Consider the following 1548-nt stretch of genomic DNA (forward strand, 5'->3'; position numbering starts at 1 on the left):
CCTAAATTTCGAAAGTACGACTCTCTAAAAACGTGAAAAGGGCTCCAAATCTTTGGTAGAATGGTGTTTGTCTAGAACACATCACCCAAAGAGAGGAGCACCTTTTAGGTGAAGTCTACCACACTCGTCAGCAAAATCAAGACCGAATTTTCATTGCAAAACGCCACGAGCTTTGGCGGCGTAAAACTCGTTCTGGCCTATCTCGAAAAAATCAAGCTCGCGCAAGCCATGAGCGGTCTTTCCGGCGGCAAAGCGCGCAACGCCCTCTTTCCAATCCATCGCATTCTGCTGTATCTGCTGCTTGGCTGGATGCTCGGCTGCCAGCGTATTTTCCATTTCCGTACGCTGCAGCATGACGCCCTGCTGCTTCGGTTTCTGGGCGGACGCTGCCCACATCACAGTTTGCTGTACAAGGAATTGATTCGGCTTGGACGGTCGTGCCCCGGGCTTCCGGCCGAACTGCGAACGTTGAATCAAGCGATCATCCAACCTTGTTTGCCACGCGATCTCATTTTGGATCTGGACTCTACCGTAGAAACGGTATACGGCGATCAGGGCGGCGCCGAAAAAGGAACGAACTCGCACAAGCCGGGGCGGAAGAGCTATCACCCGTTGTTGGCTTTTGAGGGGCAAACCCGCTTGAATCTGAACGCGGTTCTCCGATCCGGCAATACGCATTCTTCCACCAAGTCCGTTGACTTCCTGGAACAGACCCTTCGGCCTGCTCGGCGACCGTAAGGTCAAGTACGCCCGATTCGACAAAGGCTTCGGCGGCGAAGCATTCTATGCCCTGCTCGAGAGCAAGGGCATCGGCTATGTCGGCAAGCTGAAATGGACCGAGCGGCTAGCCAAGGAAGTGCAAGCCTGCCGCTACTGGAAGCGGTATGTTGACGAGGATTGGATCATCGAAGGCATCACCCTGATCTACAAAGCGACCACCTGGGAAAAGGCACGCCGGGTCGCTGTGATCCGCAAGGCGCAAATGTTCGAGGAGGAGGGTCAAGGCCGCATCGTGTTCGACACGGACTGGCAGTACGAAGCGATGGTGACCCCCTTGGACTGGGAGCCCCTTGATGTATGGCGCTTCTACAACCAGCGCTGCTGTATGGAGAACTACATCAAAGAAGCCAAGAGCGGCTTTTCCATCGACCGTATCGCCACCGGCGATTTTCAAGCCAATGAATTGGATTTGCTCGTCAAACTGCTGGCCTACAACCTGTTTGAACGATTCAAGCACGATTGCTGCGAGCCGGTGCATCAACGCTATACGATCGCCCGATTCCGAAAAGAGTTTTTTCATTGTGCGGCCGTCCTGATCCGGCACAGTCGTTCTATGGTGCTCAAACTGGTCCAAATCTTCGCCGGACGCTACGCCTGGAAGCGAATCGAGGGCCGGATCGCCCAGTTGGAATGAAAAGTTCCAAAACTTAACATGGAAAAACAGATGGCCTCTTTCTTGGGGAGGGGGAAGAACTGTCCGTTTTCCAGAAGAAGAGTTCTAACCCGCTGGGAAATGCCCTTCTTTTTACAGTTCAGAAACACCCCCTC

The 1548-nt window shown here is 53.6% G+C and carries 1 pseudogene; it reads left to right on the plus strand.

The annotated features are described in order from the left end of the window. Nucleotides 1–108 precede the first annotated feature (108 nt). Nucleotides 109–1414: pseudogene (locus IDH45_RS33690) on the plus strand (IS1380 family transposase). Nucleotides 1415–1548 lie beyond the last annotated feature (134 nt).

The sequence above is a fragment of the Paenibacillus oceani genome, assembly GCF_014705615.1.
GTDB classification, from domain to species: Bacteria; Bacillota; Bacilli; order Paenibacillales; family NBRC-103111; genus Paenibacillus_AB; species Paenibacillus_AB oceani.